The 19,008-nt window shown below is 42.4% G+C and carries 16 protein-coding genes and 1 pseudogene; 10 read left to right on the top strand and 7 right to left on the bottom strand.

Features of this window, described 5'->3' with window-relative positions:
- The first annotated feature begins 10 nt into the window (after positions 1-10).
- The 3 genes from G500_RS0104375 (at position 11) to G500_RS0104360 (ending at position 5,406) form a co-directional block, all read left to right on the top strand.
- Positions 11-739, top strand: coding sequence for a MarR family winged helix-turn-helix transcriptional regulator (locus tag G500_RS0104375; RefSeq protein ID WP_027001697.1), 729 nt, complete (start codon positions 11-13; stop codon positions 737-739).
- Positions 740-919: 180 nt separating this feature from the next.
- A complete protein-coding gene (locus G500_RS0104370; RefSeq protein ID WP_211220135.1) occupies positions 920-2,275 on the top strand; it encodes a hypothetical protein in 1,356 nt (451 codons plus the stop codon).
- 239 nt (positions 2,276-2,514) lie between these two features.
- Complete coding sequence (locus G500_RS0104360; protein ID WP_051203282.1) at positions 2,515-5,406, top strand: TonB-dependent receptor; 2,892 nt, start codon at positions 2,515-2,517, stop codon at positions 5,404-5,406.
- Positions 5,407-5,428: 22 nt separating this feature from the next.
- Here G500_RS0104360 and G500_RS0104355 read toward each other — a convergent pair whose 3' ends face one another.
- From G500_RS0104355 to G500_RS0104340, 4 genes are all read right to left on the bottom strand, one after another.
- A complete protein-coding gene (locus G500_RS0104355) occupies positions 5,429-6,244 on the bottom strand; it encodes a shikimate dehydrogenase family protein (protein WP_027001694.1) in 816 nt (271 codons plus the stop codon).
- Between the two features lie 264 nt (positions 6,245-6,508).
- On the bottom strand, positions 6,509-7,288 hold the full coding sequence (locus G500_RS0104350) for an LVIVD repeat-containing protein (RefSeq protein WP_154657011.1): 780 nt from the start codon (positions 7,286-7,288) through the stop codon (positions 6,509-6,511).
- Between the two features lie 72 nt (positions 7,289-7,360).
- Positions 7,361-7,885, bottom strand: coding sequence for an LVIVD repeat-containing protein (locus tag G500_RS22310; RefSeq protein ID WP_154657010.1), 525 nt, complete (start codon positions 7,883-7,885; stop codon positions 7,361-7,363).
- 149 nt (positions 7,886-8,034) lie between these two features.
- Positions 8,035-8,580, bottom strand: coding sequence for a cyclic nucleotide-binding domain-containing protein (locus tag G500_RS0104340; RefSeq protein WP_035756298.1), 546 nt, complete (start codon positions 8,578-8,580; stop codon positions 8,035-8,037).
- A gap of 273 nt (positions 8,581-8,853) precedes the next feature.
- Between G500_RS0104340 and G500_RS0104330 the strand changes: the two genes are divergently transcribed.
- From G500_RS0104330 to rpmF, 6 genes are all read left to right on the top strand, one after another.
- The gene (locus tag G500_RS0104330; RefSeq protein ID WP_154657009.1) at positions 8,854-9,597 is read left to right on the top strand and encodes a hypothetical protein; all 744 of its coding nucleotides are present in this window, start codon (positions 8,854-8,856) and stop codon (positions 9,595-9,597) included.
- 186 nt (positions 9,598-9,783) lie between these two features.
- On the top strand, positions 9,784-10,686 hold the full coding sequence (locus tag G500_RS0104325) for a DnaJ C-terminal domain-containing protein (RefSeq protein WP_027001690.1): 903 nt from the start codon (positions 9,784-9,786) through the stop codon (positions 10,684-10,686).
- A gap of 214 nt (positions 10,687-10,900) precedes the next feature.
- Positions 10,901-12,373 (top strand): UDP-N-acetylmuramoyl-L-alanyl-D-glutamate--2,6-diaminopimelate ligase, encoded by a 1,473-nt coding sequence (locus G500_RS0104320; protein ID WP_027001689.1) that lies wholly within the window; start codon positions 10,901-10,903, stop codon positions 12,371-12,373.
- A 363-nt stretch (positions 12,374-12,736) separates the two neighbouring features.
- Positions 12,737-13,903 carry a homogentisate 1,2-dioxygenase gene (locus G500_RS0104315; RefSeq protein ID WP_027001688.1) on the top strand — a complete coding sequence of 389 codons (1,167 nt, stop codon included), beginning with the start codon at positions 12,737-12,739 and terminating at the stop codon, positions 13,901-13,903.
- A 154-nt stretch (positions 13,904-14,057) separates the two neighbouring features.
- Complete coding sequence (locus tag G500_RS0104310; protein WP_154657008.1) at positions 14,058-14,699, top strand: YceD family protein; 642 nt, start codon at positions 14,058-14,060, stop codon at positions 14,697-14,699.
- A 110-nt stretch (positions 14,700-14,809) separates the two neighbouring features.
- Positions 14,810-15,022 (top strand): 50S ribosomal protein L32, encoded by a 213-nt coding sequence (gene rpmF, locus G500_RS0104305; RefSeq protein ID WP_027001686.1) that lies wholly within the window; start codon positions 14,810-14,812, stop codon positions 15,020-15,022.
- A gap of 750 nt (positions 15,023-15,772) precedes the next feature.
- On the opposite strand, the gene creD is transcribed toward rpmF, so the two are convergent.
- A complete protein-coding gene (gene creD / locus G500_RS22305) occupies positions 15,773-17,131 on the bottom strand; it encodes a cell envelope integrity protein CreD (RefSeq protein ID WP_051203278.1) in 1,359 nt (452 codons plus the stop codon).
- Positions 17,132-17,569: 438 nt separating this feature from the next.
- On the bottom strand, positions 17,570-18,367 hold the full coding sequence (locus tag G500_RS0104280) for a zinc ribbon domain-containing protein (RefSeq protein ID WP_027001685.1): 798 nt from the start codon (positions 18,365-18,367) through the stop codon (positions 17,570-17,572).
- 256 nt (positions 18,368-18,623) lie between these two features.
- On the opposite strand from G500_RS0104280, the gene G500_RS26355 reads away from it, so the two are divergent.
- Positions 18,624-18,821 carry a hypothetical protein gene (locus tag G500_RS26355; protein ID WP_245574457.1) on the top strand — a complete coding sequence of 66 codons (198 nt, stop codon included), beginning with the start codon at positions 18,624-18,626 and terminating at the stop codon, positions 18,819-18,821.
- 5 nt (positions 18,822-18,826) lie between these two features.
- Here the strand turns inward: G500_RS26355 and G500_RS26565 are convergent.
- Positions 18,827-18,964: pseudogene (locus tag G500_RS26565) on the bottom strand (IS5-like element ISRfsp3 family transposase); the annotation flags it as partial.
- Between the last annotated feature and the right edge of the window lie 44 nt (positions 18,965-19,008).

The raw sequence follows: 19,008 nt of genomic DNA, 5'->3' as shown, positions 1-19,008 counted from the left end.
TCAAAAAGGCATGTCCTACGACTTTCTAAAACAAATTTTATCGGCTTTGCAGCAGTACGAAAAAGAGCAGCAGGCAGCACAAGGGACAGATTTTGAGCCAAAAGACCTGACGCATTTTGCAAACTGGATTTTGATGCAGCCGCAAGAAAAAGCGGAAATACAGGCAGAGCCACAAGCCACAGTGGAGGCGCAAGAAAAAAGTTCGCCCCCAACTTTCGGGGGGGAAACCTTAGATACGATTATAGGCAAGTATCTGGGACTTTTAAATCGTTATATGAAAAATTATGTGAAGATAGCGTTAGAAAATAGCGATTTTTATAGCATAGACGACTTTACTTATTTAGGGACGCTTCTCAATGCGCAGTTGCAGCAAAAACAAATCAGCAAGACCGAACTCATAAGTGAACATGTGCATGAAAAGACGACAGGTATAGAAATTTTGAAAAGACTACAAAAAAATAACTTCATTACCGAAGCAGCGCACCTACAAGATAAGCGCAAGAAGCAACTCTTGCTCACCCCCAAAGGCAGAGAGGCGTTTTTTACACACGTAGAGCGCATGCAGAAAGTTGGGGTGCTTTTGGGTGCAGGATTGGCACAAGCCGAAAAAAAGCAGTTGGTTTATTTATTACAAAAATTACATGATTTTCACCTTTATTTTAATCAACAAGCCACAACTACTGCCAAAGAATCGGAAGACTCGCTCGCTGGTATAGACAAATTGCTTGCTGCCCTATAAAGCACAAAGATTTGCTTTTTTATGCTGCTTGGGCGGTAAAAAATGCGCGTGCAGTTCGTTATCTTTCATTTTTTTTCTATTTTTACGATTGTTTCTCTTATCTCTTTCAAAAGAGCGATTTTTGCGCAGGGCAATTTTTGTATGCCTTTGCTTATTTTCCACTTATTGCATCAAAACTATATGAATCAGACCCAACAAAAGAAAAAGAAACCCACACAGGCGCAAAATTGTAGCAAGCCAATGCCATTTTGGGCTTTCACTCTTTCTATCGTATTTTTCTTTGCCTTCTCTTATCCTTCGCTTCTCAAAGCGCAAAACGACGATAAAAGGCTGATGGATAGCCTCTCGGTAGCGATACAAGAAATGATGCAGAACATGGGCAATCCTGCCTTCGACCAAATTCTGAACGAATCTTCAAGGCAGGGCAGCGGAGATAGCACGCTCAAAAATATTCCGCTTACTACTTATTTTTCTACAAAAGGCAGCATTTCGCCTGATACTGCTTATACAAATCCTTTGACACAAAAGTTAGATTTATTTTATCAATCTACTGACTATCTTATCAAAACCCAACTTGCTTCCAGCAGCGATAACGCCTTGAAGGAAGCGCAGGATTTGATAGACCGCCAGAAGTGTATTGCTATCGTGGTAACGGGTGCTGAAACAGGCACTGTTTCGGGCAATGTCGCCAACGGTTTTCGCGCCAATGGCAGCAAAGGCGCGACTGTGGCAGTTGCTTTTTCTTCTGATTTGCAAAGTAGCCTATTCAAACCCGAAACTTTCGCTTTCCTAACCAAACGCCTTTTGGCTTTGGAAAAACTTACCAGTGAGGAAATAAAGCCCGAAGATTACCTTTTTCTAACCCTCGAAGGCGCAGCCGACCTGATGGCACGCGCCCTTAGCCCTGATTTGCCGCCCCACAACCTCACGCCTTTTATCGGCACGCATCTGAAAGACGAAGCAGGTTGGTTTTCAGACGAAGAAGCCCAAAAAATAGAACAGTTTTTGGCGCAGCCGCGCAAATGGCAAGCTCCTATTTCCATCATCACCAGCGACGGTTTTGAAGACGAAAACGCTTACGACCTTTCAACTGCCATTCGCATCAATTATTATAGCACGCCTTTTGCCCCTGCCGAGCCGCCTACTTTGGAGAGTAGCATCGAAACAGGGCTTAGTGCCGAAGATGAAATGCTTTTGGAAAAAGATTTACACAAGGGAAAATATACCGAAGCCATCGAACGCCTGATTCAGACGCAACACGTCAATGCGCAGATGAGCATTATGATTGGCGGCATTATTTTAATGGCAGGCTTGCTATTAAACTTTTTTGTGGCTTGGGGAGTGGCTGCCAATGGCACAAATGCAGGTTGCGCCTTTTGGTGGACACCGCTTTTGGGTATCATCATCGGTTTTATCGGACTTGTATTTATCGGCACATCAAACCCAAGCAATGGCATTTATTATGGCGCAATGGCAGGCACGTTTTTGTTGCCTTTCCTCTTTTCGTTTGCAGGTTTGAAGTTAGGCTCGAAATAGGAAAGTTGCTATCAAAACGCCTTCTAAAAAAGGGCAAGCGTCTGGCACGCTTGTCCTTTTTTTATTTTTTAACACATTTTTTTGAAAAAAACAGCCTTACTGCCTAAACTTTTCTTCTTTTTGAGGGTCTATCTTACATTGTTTTTTCTCCTTGCCCTTCTTAGGAAAGCGGCTTTTGTGTTTTTCTAAAAAAAGGACGACTACATTTCTTTAAAAATAATACAAAAAATAATACGAAAATGAAAAACTCTACTTTTCATCACTACGCTTTTGGCTTTTTATTGAGTTTGTTTATCGCAAACTTCTCTCTTTTCAATGTTTTTGCACAAAACCAATATAAAGTTTTGGGTAAAATCATAGATGCAGCCGACAATACACCGCTAATTGGTGCTACCGTTGTGCTTTCGCCCCTCGAAAACCCAGAAGCGGGGCAGGCGGGAGCAGCAGTAACCGACCCGAATGGGGATTTTAAGATTGCCTCATTGCCAAGCCAAACTTATCAAGTGGCAATAAAGTTTATAGGCTATGAAGATAAAATCTTGACAGTCAGCATTTTAGACCAAAATCTAAACTTAGGCACAATCGCTTTGAAGGCAAGTAGCGAAATTCTACAAGACGTAGTAGTAGAGGGGCAGCAGGTGATAGCTGTCCAGAAAGGGGACACGACCGAACTCAACGCCAATGCCTTTCAGACTCAAAAAAATGCAAATGCTGATGATTTAATTCAAAAAATGCCCTCTATTTCGATAGAAAATGGCACAGTAAAAGCACAAGGCGAAGAAGTAAAACAGGTTTGGGTAGATGGCAAGCCCTTTTTTGGTGATGACCCAAATGCAGTGCTTAAAAATCTGCCTGCCGAGGTCATTCAAAAAATCCAAATCATAGATAGACAAAGCGACCAAGCGCAATTCACAGGCTTTCAAGACGGTGAAACACAAAAAATTATCAATATCGTTACAAAACCTGAAATGAGAACAGGCAATTTCGGACGTATTTTTGCAGGTTACGGCGACCAAGACCGCTATCAGGCAGGAGGCAATATGAACTTTTTTACCGAAAAACGCCGCCTTTCCATTGTCGGTTTGGCTAATAACATCAATCAGCAAAATTTCGCTACCGAAGATTTGGCAGGTGCTATGAGCGTTTCGCAGCAAAATGGCGGCAGAGGGCGCAGAAGGGGCGGCAGAGGAGGCTGGAATCGCAACGAAACGGAAAGTTTTTTGGTAGGGCAGCAAAATGGCATTGCCACTTCGCAGGCTTTGGGCATCAATTATAGCGACGAATGGGGCAAAAAAATTAAAATTTCGGGCAGCTACTTTTTCAATCGCGCCGAAATTGAAAATTTGCAGCTTACCGATAGAAATTTTTTCCTTTCCGAATCGCAAAATCAGGTCTATAATGAAAACAACGACAACCAAACGACGAATCAAAACCATCGATTTAATGTTCGTTTAGAGTATAAAATTGATGACAAAAACGAACTAATACTAACGCCAAGACTAAGTCTGCAAAGCAACACCCAAAATAGTTTGCTCAACGCCCAAACTACCTTAGGCGCAGCCTCTAATCTTGAAGCCCTAAGTGAATTGCTCAATCGCAGTTTGAACGACAACAATACCCAAATTGCGGCTTACAATTTTGTCAATGACGCGCTTTGGCGACACAAATTTAAAAAGGAAGGGCGCACGCTCTCGCTCAATTTGGGCGTGAGGCTTCAAAACAATCAGACCCAGACCCAATTAGAGGCGTTGAACGAATACTACCAAACAGGCGAAATTTTCCTGCTCGATTCTATCCGCCAACTTGCTGATAATCAAAGTGATAGCCGCAATTTTAATAGCAATCTGACCTATACTGAACCTATCGGAAAAAAGGCACAACTTAGTTTTGGCTATCGCAATAACCTCACTTTTAGCCAAGCCGAGCGCGAAACCAACGCCTTTAATGCCGACCTCGAAAAGTTCAACTTGCTCGATTCAGCTCTTTCAAACCGTTTTGAAAGCCAATACCAAAGCCATCAGCCCAATATTGGTTATAGATACAGAAGTGAAAAAATAATTATCTCTACTTCGCTTACTTATCAATATGCGCAATTAGATAATAAACAAAGTTTTCCGCTACAAAATCAAATCCAGCGTCACTTTCAAAACCTGCTACCTTTTGCCTTTGTGCGCTTTAATTTGAGTGAAGATAGGGCTTTGCGCCTTATCTATCGCACTTCTACACAAGAGCCAAACGTCAATCAGTTGCAAAATGTCTTGGATAATAGCAATCCTATTCTGTTGCGCATTGGCAATCAAGACCTTGCGCAGGCTTATACGCATCGTTTTATTACACGCTATTCGAGCAATAATACCGATAAAGTAAGCAGTTTGTTTTTCTTTTTCTATGCAGATTATACACAAAATTATATAGGAAATGCCTCTTATATCGCGCAAACAGACACGCTGATTGGCGTGGGAGAGCAAGCCCTTCCCCTTGCAGCAGGCTCTCAATTAGACCGCCCTGTAAATTTAGACGGGGCTTTCAATTTGAGAACGGTTGTTACTTATGGCGTGCCACTCAAAAAATTGCGTTCAAATCTTAACTTTAATATTGGTTTAGATTTTCGCAATACGCCCAGCCTTATCAATGATTTGCGCAATACGGCAGCGACCTATGCTTTCAATCAGGGACTTGTTTTGAGTAGTAATATTAGCCAAAATTTAGACTTTACTTTGGGCTATAATGGAAATTATAGTATCGTGCGCAATTCCTTACAACCCGAATTAGACAATAATTTTTACTACCAAACGCTCTCTGCCAAATGGACTTGGGTTGTAGATAAAGGGCTTTTTAAAGGTTTTCTTTTTGAAGGAAATACCCAACACTCTCTTTTCACAGGCTTGGGCGAAGCCTTCAATCAGTCCTTCTTTTTGGTTAATTTGGGCATAGGCAAACGCTTTTTGAAAGACGAACGAGCCGAACTAAAAGCCACCGTCTTCGACCTTTTGGGGCAAAACAATAACATTTCCCGTAATGTAACCGAAACCTATGTAGAAGACTTGCGCTCACTTGTTTTGCAGCGATATTTTATGCTTACTTTTAGCTACAATTTGCGAAATTTTGGTGGAAAAGCGCAAAACAAATAAAAAAGATATTTGTCTTTTTAGGTCAAATTTTATTTGATTCTTGATACCAAATTTGCCAAGCGGCTTCGGCTTGTCCATACAACATGGGCAAGCCATTTTCTATTTTCGCGCCCTTTTGTTGGGCTTTTTCTAAAAAAAGGGTTTTTTCGGGATTGTAAATTAAATCTATAAAAAATTGATTTGGGTCGATGGTATCATAAAAATAAGTAGGCAGAGGGGGCAAACTTTGCTCGTAATTTGGTGTGCCTGCCATGCCCAAGGGAGTAGTTTGTATAAATAAATCAAAATTTGAGAAAAAATAAGGATTTTGTTCTAAAAATAAAGGCATAGAAAAATCTTCGTAAGACCAATCTACGGTTGCCGATTTTTGGCGGCTTACTGCCTGATACTCAATTTGGTAGTCTTGCAAAACTGCAAAAACTGCCGCCGCTGCGCCGCCATTTCCTATCACTAAGGCTTTCTTTTTATGTTTTAAATTTTGATTTAAAATATAAAAATCTACTAAACTTTTCTCAAATCCGATATAGTCGGTGTTAAAGCCTTTCCACTTTTTTGTTTTTTCATCGATAAGAATGGTATTGACTGCACCCAAACGTTGTGCCTGTGTGTCTATTTCGTCTAAATAGTCGAAAATCTGTTTTTTGTAGGGAATGGTTACATTCAAGCCGCGTAAATTGGGATATTTTTTTATCAAATCTCTAACTTCTACAAGGGTATCCATCTCAAAAAGGGCATAGTGAAAGGGCAGATTTTGCGCCTCAAATTTGGCAGTAAAATATTTTTGGGAAAAAGAGTGTCCCAATTTTTTTCCAATCAAACCAAAATGTAAATTTTTCAAAATTAAGTGAGTTTAGGTTATTTTAAAGTAGCTTAAAGCCCAGCTTCGCCCGTTTTCTAAGGCATTGTTGCAACGATAAAAGTCTTAGATGCACCCCACCCCAAACCCCAGCGTTGTTAAGTTCTGTGAAAAGTCTTGTTTTATTACAGTTTTTTCAAATTTGACACGAAATGAAATTTGGGCTTAAACCCTAAGGGCCTTCAAGACCCTTAGGGTTTGGGGCATAGGACAAGGCATTGCCTTGTCCCTACAAAGTATAAAGTTTTATTCTTGTACCAAAATCTCACAGAGTTTTTCCATCGTGCCGTCGGGTGTGAAATAATATTGGCGCAAGCCGTCTTCACCAATCAAAATCAAGAGGTTTTGGTGGGTGATAACGTCTTTGGCGTGTAGGTCGGGAAAAGATTGTAGTAGGCTAAGATTGAGCGGGTCGGCGGCGTTAAATACCTTCAAGCCTTCCTCTCCGTCACAGATAAAAAGCAAATCGTTTTCTATGCTCAAACCTGCGGGCGCGTGCATTGGATATTGGCGCATCAGCGTTGGGCGGCGCATATCGGCAATAGAAATCACTTGTAACTCGTTGATACCGAAGTTCCTACCATTGCGCAAGGTTACATAAGCCCAATTCCCTTGTGCTACCACAGGGTCGTAACTACGGACGTGCGTAATTTCGGATACAAAAGTAGGCGAAATAGGATTTTCTAAACTGTAAATAAGCATACCATTTTGTGTGCCAAAAAATAGGTAATTTTGGTATGGAAAAATGGTTTCTACGTTTTCAAAGCGCAAATTGGTAGTAGAAGCGAAAGTGGGCTTGTCGGCTTGCTGCAAAGAAAAGGTATTGAGCCTGCGCCCTTCGCTGACGGTATAGAGGTAGTCGCCTTTGACGGTGAAACGCGCCAAAGAGCCGCCTTTGTTTGCGCCACTGCCGCCGCCGCCGTCGGAAACGGCAAATTCGGCGTTGTTTTCACAGGCGGAAAATCCTACGGCAAGGAGCAGGAAAAGGGCTGTGAGCAGTTTATATTTTGTGTATCTGATTTTCATATTGATAAGATTCAAAAAGATTCAAAAAGATTCAAATTTTGTATAAAGAGAAGGCATTTGAAAGTGGAAGGCTTATTTCCAACCAATCACATAACCCTTGTCGGGGTCGGGGGTAAAGCCCAAGCCGTCGGGGGGAGTTGTCAGGTTGCCTTCGGGAAAAACCTCGCGTAGGCGTTCTGTAATCTGAATCTGTGGCAAATTTTGAATGTTTATCGTAACCAAATCTACACTATTATCGACATAGAGATAACCATCTTTGACCGCCATATCGACGTTGGCAGGAATTTGTATAAAGCCAATCGGGTTTGGATTGCGTGGGTTTCGGTTGTCAAAGACATGAATCCCCTCGTATAGCTCATTGATAAGCAAATAATTTTGATAGAGATAAATCTTGCCTGTCTTTTTGAGGGGGCGTGAGGGCAAGAGTTTGACAGAGCTTTCCAATTCGCTGCGCGTCAGGTAGATGGGCTGATGCTTGGTTTTGGGCAAACCTGTGCGCCCGTCGAGTTCTATGTCGGTGGTATAACAGCCTTGTAAGGAGGCTATTAGCAGGAGGATTCCGAAGAATTGAGTAAATTTTTTTCTATAAAATTGCATATTTTTGGAATGTAAATAGGGAGAGGCAAAACGAAAAAGGGCGTAGCTTGCGCTCCTTGCCATGACGCAATTTGGGTAGGAAAACGTTACAATAGGGTTTTATTTTTTTTAGAAAGTTCTATCTGACGCGCCTATTTAGGGCTACTGTATTAGAAATGGTCGGAAAAATAGGCTTTGCCCAACTCGAAGAAGGCAAAGGATTCGCGGTAGATTTTGAAAAGGGCATGCGTGTGTCTGTTCCAATCGTTGAGGAGGGCTTCGTGCAGTTTTGCTTTTAAGGTCAGGTCGCTTCTTAAAATTTCTTGTAGGTTGATTTGTGGAATGAGATAGACTTCGGTTTCTGCCTCACAGCTAATGGCATTGTAGAGGCGGCTCGAAGATTCGAGCAGGCTATTTTCGCCCATGTGGTCGTGCGCCTTCAAAATGACCAATTCTTCAAACTTTTCTTGCACATCTAACGCCAAACGGACACTGCCGCTTTTGATGAGATAAAGGGCTTGGCTTGGGTCGTTTCTAAAAAAAATAACTTCCTCCTGTTGGTATTCGCGCAGGTGTAGGTAGGGCAGAAAGCGTGCAATTTCTTCTTCGGAAAGGGTTTGGAAGAGGGTGTTTCGTTTTAAAAACTGTATTTTTTCGCGCTCACTTTCAGAGAAGGCGCGTTTGAAGGGATTTATTTTTTTGAGAAATTGACGCATAAAGATAGACCGTATAGAGATAGAATGTATAGAGATAGAAAAAGATAGGCAGAGAAAATAGTTGAAGAATGGTTGAAGAATAGTTGAGCAATAGTTGATGATTATTCTGGGGCGCGATAAAAGTCCGCCCAAGGGGACATAAACGCAAGGCTTTGGACAAACTTTGCAGCATTTTGTTTTACCTTTGCGTCAGAATGGCGAAAGAGAAAGCGTGCGCAGGTTTGCTTTTTCCCAAATGAGTCGAAAGTTAGTCTTTATTTTATTTCTTACCAAATGATGTACCTTCAAAAAAGAACCCTCAAAAAAATAGCTCTCGCTTGCGGTCTTGCGTTTTTAGGCTTGTTTCACTTTTCAAGCTATGCACAAGGAGAGGCAGAGCAGCAACTTACGCCGCTGACCGAAAAAAGAACCATTATTAAAGTTACGCCACAGCAGTTTTTGCGCAATACTTTTCAAATTGGCGGAGAGTTTTTCCTTTCTCCTTCCATGAACCGTAGCCTTTCGCTCTACCTTGCGCCCACAGCAGGTGGTGGAACGATGAATAATTGGAGTTGGAATAGTTATGATTATAGCGAAACGGGCATCAGCGGAGAATTGCAATATCGCTACTATGCTTCGCCCTTCAAAACACAACGCGGGCGCAAAGATAAGCCCTTCCAACAGGGCGTTTATGTGGCGGCTTACCTACGTGCCGAATATTTTAGCAACGATTACGAAGTGCGAAATTTTACCATCTTCGACCCTAATACCAATACCAGCATCACCCTCGATGCCGACATCAACGAAAAAATCTTTGCCCTCAATCCGGGCGTAATGCTTGGCTTTCAGCGCACACTTTGGGAACACGTCGTGATTGATGCCTACGTGGGCGGCGGTTTGCGCTACACAGGTACGGACAATACGACCTCTTTGAGCGACATTCCCGACTTTCGTCATCCTTGGGGTGAGGGGATTTTTGGAAGGCAGTTTCAGGGCATGGTGCCGCGTTTCGGACTTAGCGTAGGGGTTGCCTTCTAAAATAAATACTGCCCTGCTTTCTATTCTAAATAATTTTACAAGACAACACAACGCCAAGCGCAAGTTTGGCGTTTGTTCTTTTTGTGGCTTTGGCTACAAAAAATAGGTTCATTCTTTCTAATTATCGCTATCTTTGTGCAGGACACGCATTTTTTCGAAGTGCCAAAACTTTCCCATTAGAAACCCTTGATTTTCGACCACATGGAATACAGAGATTATTACAAAATTTTAGGTGTGAAAAAAAACGCCTCCGCCGAGGAAATTAAGAAAGCATACCGCGAACTGGCTAAAAAATACCACCCCGATAGAAATCAAAATGACCCTATCGCCGAAAAGCGATTTAAAGACATTGGAGAAGCCTACGACGTATTAAGCGACCCCCAAAAGCGCAAACAATACGACCTTATCGGCTCTAAATGGGGACAATTTACAGGCGCAGGAGGCGGAAATTATACAGGAAACACAGGAAATGCGACAGGTGAAGGTGCAGAATTTAAAGACATCTTCGGTGAGGGCTTCGCTGATATTCTGAAACGTTTTAATATTTTTGGAGATAGAGAAAAAGACGAAAACTCGCGCAACCAGACGCGCCGCCGCCCCGAAACTACCGCCCAACTGACGCTCTCTTTGGAGGAAGTCTATGCAGGTACGACGCGCATCTTGACACGCGCCGATGGCGAAAGGCTGCGCATCAAGATTAAGGCAGGAGTCCGAGATGGGCAAAAATTGAGGCTCAAAGGAAAAGGCAATGCAGGGGAGGATTTGATTATCGAGTTGAAAGTAGAAAAGCACCCGACCTTCGAGCGCGACGGCGACGACCTTAATTCTTTCCTCAAAGTGCCGCTCTACAAAGCCATTTTAGGCGACGACATCAATGTCCGCACTATGGACGGCATCATCAAATTTCCCCTGCCTGCCGAAACGCCAAATGGTAAAATCTTTCGCTTCAAAGGAAAAGGGCTGCCCAATTACGACAAAGAAGACCAAAAAGGCGACCTCTATGTCAAGATTGAAATTGATTTGCCTAAAAATCTGACCGAAAAAGAACGCCAACTCTTTCGCCAATTAGCACAGGAACGAAATTCTTAGCCTCTTTGAGAGCCGTGATGTTAAATTCTAAAAATTAAGTTCGAATGTAGGGACAAGGCATTGCCTTGTCCTATGCCCCAAAAACCCTAAGGGTCTTGAAGACCCTTAGGGTTTAAGTCCAAATTTTATTTCGTTAAAAACTCGAAAATACAAGGTTTTTTCTGTTTCCCTGTTTTCTCTTTCTTATTGTACCAAAAACGCCATGCCAAATCCGATGAAGGATACGCTGCGGCTTCTTGCCGCCCTTTCTAACAAAAAAATACAAGGAACGCTTCCCGATACGATTGCCAACCTTGGGTTCGATTCGCGTCAGGTGCAGTTGGGTGATGCCTATATAGCCCTGCGCGGCACACAAACCGATGGACACCAATTTATTCCCCAAGCGATAGCAGCAGGCGCAAGTCTGATTGTCTGTGAGCAAGTGCCGCCCATAGATTCGCTGCAAGTGCCTCAAAATCAAGAGATTGCCTTTGTGCTTGTTCCTGACACTGCCGCCGCCTTAGCACATTTAGCCGCCGCCTACTACGATTTTCCTTCTCAAAAGTTGCAATTAGTGGGCGTTACGGGTACAAATGGCAAGACCACAACGGTTACACTTTTGTACCAACTTTTTCAAGCCTTAGGCTACAATGTGGGCTTGCTTTCTACGATAGAAAATCGCATCAAAGACCAAATCCTAACCGCTACCCATACTACGCCTAACCCTTTGGAAATCAACCGTTTGCTTGCGCAAATGGTAGAGGCAAGGTGTGCTTTTGCTTTTATGGAAGTAAGCTCGCATGCGGTTGTGCAAAAACGCATCGAAGGGTTGCATTTTGCAGGGGCAGTCTTTACCAACATTTCACACGACCATTTAGATTATCATAAAACTTTTGAGGCTTATATCAAAGCTAAAAAAGGATTTTTTGACGGACTTTCTGATACGGCTTTCGCTTTGGTCAATCAAGACGACAAGCGTGGCAGCGTGATGTTGCAAAATTGTCAGGCAAATCATTATACTTTTGGTTTGAAATCCTTAGCCGATTTTAGAGCTAAAATTGTAGATAATCTTATTTCGGGTTTGGTATTAGAAATAGAAGAAACGACCATTTATACCCAACTTGTAGGGGCTTTTAATGCCTACAATCTTTTGGCAGTTTATAGTGTAGCACTGCTATTAGGCGAGGAAAAAGGGGAAGTCTTGCGTGCGCTTTCGGCTTTGAGAGGCGTAAAAGGGCGTTTTCAATCGCTTACGGGGGCAAGTGGCAAATATGCAGTTGTGGATTATGCCCATACGCCTGATGCCTTAGAAAATGTTTTGGATACCCTTTTGAAAGTGCGCACGCCGATTCAAAAAATCATTACCGTTGTGGGTTGTGGTGGAAATAGAGATGCTGCCAAGCGTCCGATTATGGCGCGTATGGCGGTAGAAAAGAGCGATTTTGTCTTCCTAACTTCCGATAATCCGCGTTTTGAAGACCCTGAAAGCATCTTAGACCAAATGGAGGCAGGGATAAAAGGGGAATTGATACAAAAAACAAACTACCAACGCCTCACTGACCGAGCGCAAGCTATCGCTGCGGCATTGGCACGCGCTCAAAAGGGCGATATTGTGCTGATTGCAGGAAAGGGACACGAAAATTACCAAGAAGTGGCGGGCAGCCGCCAAGATTTCGACGACGCACAGCAGGCTTTAAAGTGGCTCTGACCTGCGGCAGGTCGATTGTTTTTATTTGGCAGTCTGCCTCAAATTTGCTAATTTTCGCCAATCAAAACAAGTCCCAATCCGACCCTATTTTCAGTCTTTATTTTCAGTCCCCATTTTCAGTAAGGTTAAGTTCTAAAAAAACATGGCTATTCGTAGGAACAACAAGGCACAGTCTTTTTCGAGTCTGGATAGAAACACAATATTGCAACAAACTCTAAGACTTTCCAAGATGCTTCAAAAGTCTTAGGCTTTAACCCAAATTTTATTTCGTCTCAAATTTGCAAATCTGTTGCCTTTCGTAGAACTTACCCAACTGCCTATTCTCCACCTTATTCCAATTTACAACCTAAACAAATTATTTTTATGAGTTATTATTATCGTTTGGGTCAGATTCCTCCCAAAAGGCATACCCAATTCAGACAGCCCGATGGTAGCCTCTATCACGAGGAATTGGTCAGCTCTTATGGCTTTTCAGGCATCTATTCAAACCTCTACCACTTGTATCCGCCTACGCGCATCAAAAAAGTGTTAGCTCCCATTCCCCTGCGAATCGAGCGCAAAGAGGATTTTCCCTTGCAGCCTATGCACCTCAAAACCTGCCTTGCCGAGCGTACAGGGGCAGATTTTTTAAAGGCACGTTTGCCGCTTTTGGCGAACCAAGATTGTGTGATTTCTATCTGCAATCCCTCTGAAAATACGATGGATTATTTCTACAAAAATGGGGAAGCCGACGAAGTCTTGTACGTCCATGATGGCAGTGGCTACCTTTTTTCGCCACAAGGGAAATTGCGCTTTGTAAAGGGCGATTATGTCGTCATTCCGCGTACTACCGTCTATCGCCTCGATTTTGATAAGGTAGAGGAGGTGCGTTTGCTTATCACCGAATCGCGTGCGCCTATCGAAACCGTTAGCCGCTACCGCAATGAGATGGGGCAACTTCTCGAACATTCGCCTTATTGTGAGCGCGATATTCACCCGCCACAGGAACTTGTTACGGAAAAAGAGCCAAAAGAAACCTTGATTATTACAAAAAAAGGTAATTTTCTTCATCAGCACCTTTACGATACTTCGCCTCTTGATTTAGTCGGTTGGGACGGCTGTTTGTACCCTTATACGCTTTCTATCTATGATTTTGAGCCAATTACGGGCAGAATCCATCAGCCGCCACCTGTGCATCAGACCTTCCAAGCGGCAAATGCCTTTGTGATTTGTTCTTTTGTGCCACGTCTTTTCGACTATCACCCAGAGGCGATTCCTGCCCCCTACAACCATTCCAACATCGATTCCGACGAAGTGCTTTTCTATGCCGAAGGCGATTTTATGAGCAGAAAGGGCATTGATAGAGGTTCTTTTACGATTCACCCTGGCGGACTGCCCCATGGTCCCCACCCTGGTACTTACGAGGGCAGCATTGGAAAAAAAGACACCCATGAGTATGCCGTTATGATAGACACCTTCCGACCGCTTTATCTAACCGAACAAGCGATGTCGTATTTAGATGAAAACTATCCTTATAGTTGGTTGGTCTAATAAAAATTGGGCTTGGGTCTGAAAGTAGGCTGCGTTTCCAATTCCACTTCGGGCAAGGCTCTGTCTTGCCCTTACTTGCTTGTTTTGGTTGGCTGCCGCTGCGGAGCTAAAAAACGGCAAAAAAGCAAAAAAGTCCTTCTCAAAAGTTGGCTTATTGAAAAAAATCGCTATCTTTGCAGCCTTAAACCTCAAAACAGTCATCTTAACGACAACCCCCAATAAGGTGCTAAAAAATTTAAAGGCTTTTGAGATAGAGATTATTGCGCTGCGCAATGGCACGCATCAGTATCATTTTCTTATGGAAGATGACTTTTTTGCGTATTTTCAAAGTCCGCTCCTTGAGGCAGGGAATTGCGATGCTGTGGTGGTTTTGGAAAAAAGCGAACGCCTGATTCGTGTGGTCTTTCAAATCAAGGGAACGATACGCCTTATCTGCGACCGTTCCTTAGATGAGTTTGATTATCCTATCAAAATAAAGGAGGAAATCATCTTTAAATACGGTGAGAAAGAGCAGGAAGTTTCGGAGAACCTCATGCTCATCACGCCACACACGCCTCACCTTGCTTTGGGTACGTATCTCTTCGAATTTGTCGCTTTGGCAGTTCCGATGAAGAAGCTACACCCCCGTTTTGTACAAGAGCAAGACCCCGACAAAGACGACAACAAGCCGCTTTGGGTTTATTCTTCACAAGAAGCCGAAGACCCACAGCAAACCGACTCCGACGCGATAGACCCGCGTTGGGAAGCCCTTAAAAAATTACAAAATAAGCCCAATAAGTCTGATAAGCCGCGTTAGTATCTTTCTAATAGGCTTATAGTGGGAAAGCCCACTTGCCAGCACTCTATGGTCGTTTTGCCTTTTTTATTTTATTCTTAAAATTGTAAATTCCAAACGAATTTTGCGATATGCCAAATCCCAGACGAAGACACTCCAAAGCTCGCCGCGACAAACGCCGCACGCACCATGCTTGTGAACCTAAAGCCATTACTACTTGTGCTACCACAGGCGAATCTCACCTTTATCACCATGCTTATTTTCACGAAGGCAATCTATACCACAAAGGTAAGATGGTGATTCAATTTGTTAAAGAAGACGAAGCCGCAGAAGTAGAAGAATAACAAACGGCTTATCGTTTCAAAACAAAAAATAAAAAGAGAAGTCCTTATGAAAAGGCTTCTCTTTTTTTATCTTCCTGCGGCGTTGTTACAACGGTCAGAAGGTCAAAAAACGGGGTCTTGTGCGAAGCACAAGCCTGCTGAACCCCCACCCTGCCCCAGTGATGTTAAGTTCTGTAAAAAGCCTTGTTTTATCAAATTTGACACAAAATAAAATTTGGGTGAAAGACTTTTTTTTAGGTCTGAAAATCCTTTTTTTATTTCAATCTCGCTGCGGACAAGGCAATGCCTTGTCCCTACATTTGCACTTGATTTTTAGAATTTAACATCACTGCACCCTGCCCTCCCCCCATAGGGGAGGGTTCGAAAATCAAATCATTTTTTTTGCATTTATGCAAAAAAAATGATTCCGAATTAAAGCCCCGCCCTATGGGGCAGTAATGTTAAGTTCTGCGAAAAGCCTTGTTTTGTCAAATTAGAAACAAAATAAAATTTGGACTGAACCCTATTTTTGGGTCTGAAAGTCCTTTTTTATTTCAATCTCACTGCGGACAAGGCAATGCCTTGTCCCTACATTTGCATTTGATTTTTAGAATTTAACATCACTGGGGTTTGGGGTGGGGTGCATTTAAGACTTCTATCTTTGCAATAACGCCCAAACTGCGGACAAGGCATTGCCCTGTCCGCAGTTTGATTGAAATAAAATTTTGTTTAAAACCTGAAAACAAAATATTTTGTAAGCAGGCGCAAAATTTAGTCTGTGCCACTTTTGGGAGTCGTGGGCGGCTCGGCTGTGGTTTCGCCCAAATTGAGCTTGTACCAATCTATTTTTCGTGAAAAATACATCACCAATCCTAAAATGATAAAAATACCGATACTACCGATAAGCAGGGCATAGTCTTGTAGTTGGATAATGACAAAGATAAAGGAGTATAAAGTAGTCAGGATACCAGAGATGAGCAAGACCAACTGCATCGATTTTAAAATGGCGCGTATGTAGCCTGCCACTAATAAAAGGGTTGCTATCATAGAAATTCCGAAAGCCAGATTGTAGTGCAGATGCTCGGAAATGGAAAGCAACAGGGTATAAAAGACGACAAGGGCAAAGCCTACCAAAATGTATTGAATGGGGTGAATAAAGACTTTGTGCAATGCCTCGATAAAGAAAAAGGAGAGGAAGGTAAAGGCAATAAAAAGAATGGCGTATTTGATGGAGCGATACGATTTTTGATAGTTATCCACAGGCAGGAGCAAATCAATCCCAAAGGAGGACGAGGAAATATTGTATTGGTTGTTTGTCCAAATTTGTGGGTAGTTGCGATTGAGGTGCAGCACGTTCCAATTCGCTTCAAAACCTGCTTCGCTTACTTGGCGCGTATCGGGCAGGAAAGAGCCATTAAAACTGGGGTTTGCCCATTTTGAGCTGACGGTTACGTCTGTAATTTTGCCAACAGGGGTAAAGTACAAAAGCTGGCTGCCTTTTAAATTTAAAGACAAACTAAAACGATACTGCGTGCTATCTTTTTCGCCTACCTGCACCAAGGCATTGATGCCACTTGAAACGACATCGGTAGAGGAAACACCCGGATTAAACAAAACGCGCTGCTCATTCCAACGCACTTCTACCTGTTCCTCGATGCCTCTCAAATCATCTATGCCCAAGACAAATTCTGCCTTGTCAAAAAGAATATCTTTGGGATTAATGTCCAAATCTTCGAGGGCAAGAGCCAAAAATTCGCCTTCAAGTGTGAGCTTCGAATTATAGACAACAATTTCATAAATGCCTCTATTGCGCTCTTCGGGGTTGATTTCACCCTTGACGGTGAGCTGATTGGGGAGAATGTGCAAATATTCCTTTATTTTTACTATCTTTTCTGTCGAATCTTTTTTAGAAAATTCCTTGATGTACTTGTAATAAGGAATGGATAGAAAAGGTCCGGAAAGCGTTTGCGCTTCCCCCCATTTGCTGCTAACCTCGTAGATGGCTGCTTGCTGGGTGGCTTCGCGTTCTGAAATAAGTTCGCGAATCATGGAAATAGGAATAAGCAAAAGCAAGACAATAACAAGAATAATTGTTATTTTAAAATAAACGTTATTTTTTAGTTTTATCATAAAAATAAATTTTAAAAACTGTTAGAAAATAAAAACTTGTATGCGGACTGCTCAAAAGTGGCTCTTTCAGAAGGGCAAGAACCGTTGCAACTCAATAGTGTTAAGTTCTAAAAAAAATGGTGCGTGCAAAGACAAGGCGTTTTCTTATCCGAAATGAGAGGGAAACAAGAAGGGGTTTTCAGACCCAAAAAATAGAATTCGAGCCAAATTTTATTTTGTTTCCAGTTTCGATAAGACAAGACTTTTTGTAGAACTTAACCTTACTGCTTCTGCATTTTGGGCAGCAAAATAGAGATGCAAGATAGGCGCAAAGTTGGCAAAAAAAAGCCATTTTTTTTGAAAAAAAAACGCCTTCGAGGAAAGAAAGCCTCAAAGACGTTTTTAGAGATTCGAAACGAGCTGCGCTCTATATTTATTTTTCGGTTTTATTCTTTGGTTTTATTCTTCGGAGGCTTCGGCTTTTGTAGCACGCGCCTTGCGAACGGTGCGTTTCTTTTCTACTACCACTACCTCCTCTACATCGGCTAAAATGCGCCCACAATGCTCACAGATGACGATTTTTTTGCGCTCCTTGACATCAACCTGACGCTGCGGCGGCACGATATTGAAACAACCCCCACAAGCGTCGCGCTTTACCGACACAACCGCCAAGCCGTTGCGTGCATTCGAGCGTAACTTTTGATAGGCTAAATAAAGGCTATCAGGTACGTGTTTTTTGCGCTTTTCGCGCTCTTTGTAGAGTTTTTCCTCATCTTCTTCGCTTTCTTTGATGATACTCTGCAATTCATTTTGTTTTACTTCTAAATCTTTCTGACGCTCTGTTAGGTTGTTGTGCGTCTTTTCGATTTCATTGTGCTTATCGCTAACCTTGCGATTGAGGTCGTTTATCGTTTTTTCGGCTAATTTAATGTCCAGCTCTTGGCTTTCTACTTCGCGCATAATTGCCTGATACTCACGGTCGTTGCGGACGTTTTCTTGCTGCTCTTTGTATTTGGCGATGAGCTTTTTATGCTCTTTGATGGCTTGCTCTTGGGTCTTGACCTGTGCATCTAATTCCTTGATTTCGCCTTTGAACTTCTGAATCCGCGTTTGCAGACCCGCGATTTCGTCTTCTAAGTCTTGCACTTCTTCGGGCAAGTCGCCTTTGATTTTCTTGATTTCGTCTAATTGCGAGTCAATGTCTTGTAGTTTGACAAGGGCATCGAGTTTTTTAGATACGGTAGTCGTGGTTTCCATAAGTGAAGACAAGGAATAGGTGAGAAGCGAAAGATGACAAAGTTTGAAAATAAATACTTCATATCCAAACCCAAGAGGGATTGACCCAAGAAGGCTTGCCAAAGGTGCAAGGGCGTGTCGGTTTGGGTTTGAAGGCTAAAAGCAAATAGAGTGCAAAGTTAGGATAAAAAAGCGAATTTGCAAAATTTTCACGCCGCTTTTCAACTGTATTTTTTACTACCTTTTTAGATAGGGCGCAAATCTAAGAGCCAAAGATTTGCCTGCCAATCGGTATCAAAACCTGCCAAAGAGCCTGACAAAGAGCCTGAAAAAGAGTCTGACTTCTGTACTTTTTCTAATAGAGTTTATGAATAATTATAGCCGTATGACTTTTCTTTTTAGGGCAAAAGTTTTCCTGAAATTGTATAGTGCTACGGCTATGGTGAATACGGTTTCTTTTGTTTTGTCTATGTAAGTTCTGATTCGTTCTTTGACAATTCGTAATGCTTTTAGGTGTGCAAACGCATTTTCTATTCTTACTCTTTCTTTACTTTGTAGTCTATTTTGAACTTTTTGTATTTTGGTAAGTTCCTTATTTTTGGGCTTCTTGTGGGGCATAATAAGTGTTGTTTGTGGAAGTTTCCAGCCATAAAACCCTAAAT

Source organism: Hugenholtzia roseola DSM 9546, assembly GCF_000422585.1.
GTDB classification, from domain to species: domain Bacteria; phylum Bacteroidota; class Bacteroidia; order Cytophagales; family Bernardetiaceae; genus Hugenholtzia; species Hugenholtzia roseola.
The sequence above is the reverse complement of the archived record's forward strand: the minus strand, read 5'-3'. Positions and strand labels throughout refer to the sequence as shown.